At 72.1% G+C, this 926-nt stretch carries 1 protein-coding gene; it reads right to left on the reverse strand.

Features of this window, described 5'->3' with window-relative positions; all coding sequences use genetic code 11:
• Positions 1-926 (reverse strand): ComEC/Rec2 family competence protein (locus tag FV222_RS27465; protein ID WP_147816295.1); only part of this gene is annotated, 926 nt, incomplete at both ends.

Raw genomic sequence — 926 nt, forward strand, 5'->3', positions numbered from 1 at the left:
AGCCCCAGCAGCGCCGGCGGCAGGGCGAGCCAGCGCAGGCGCGAGACCGGCAGCGTCGCGAGCAGAAGCGCCGCGGCAAGGCACCCGAGCGCCCCGGTGCCGAAGGCCGGCACCACCACGTTGGCGCGCCCGAGCCCTTCGATCCATTCGGAGATCGTCAGCATCCCCCGCACTGCCAGGCCCATCAGCCACCAGACCGGCTGATCGAGGGCGAACGGGTAGGCGACGATGCCGAGCACCGCCGCCGGCATCACCGCGAGCGAGACCAGCGGCAGCGTGAGCGCGTTACCGATCAGCCCGAAAGGCTGCACCGTCTGGAAGTGGTAGGTCGCGAAGGGTGCGGTGGCGACCTGGGCCACCAGCGTCGTGCCGAGCGTGCCGACGACCGTCGTCAGCCCCAGGGCGATCAGCCGGCCGATCCGCCCGGCGCCATCGCGGCGGAACAGGCGCCCGTCGATCAGCCGGGCGCAGGCGATGAGGCCGGCCACCGCCCCAAACGACATCTGGAAGCTCGGGCCGAGCAGCCCCTCCGGCTCGTGCGCCAGCGCGATGAGCGCGGCGAGGGCGAGGTTGCGCATGCTCAACGCCGGGCGGTCGACCAGGATCGCGCCGAGCATGATCAGGGTCATGACGAGGGAGCGCTCGGCGGCGATGTCCCAACCGGAGAAGACGCAGTAGGCGGTGACGCCGACCATCGCCAGCGCCGCGGCGATCTTCTTGATCGGCCAGGCCAGCGCGAGGAACGGCACCAGCGCGAGCCCGGCCCGCACGAGCCAGAACACGACGCCGGCGGCCAGCACCATGTGGAGTCCAGAGATAGAAACGACGTGATAAATTCCGGCCGCCCGCAAGGTGTCGTTGGTCGCCGGCGCGATCAGCCCGCGCTTGCCGGTCACGAGGGCGGCCGCGACCGCGCCGGCCTGGCC

The organism is Methylobacterium sp. WL103 (assembly GCF_008039885.1).
Taxonomy (GTDB): domain Bacteria; phylum Pseudomonadota; class Alphaproteobacteria; order Rhizobiales; family Beijerinckiaceae; genus Methylobacterium; species Methylobacterium cerastii.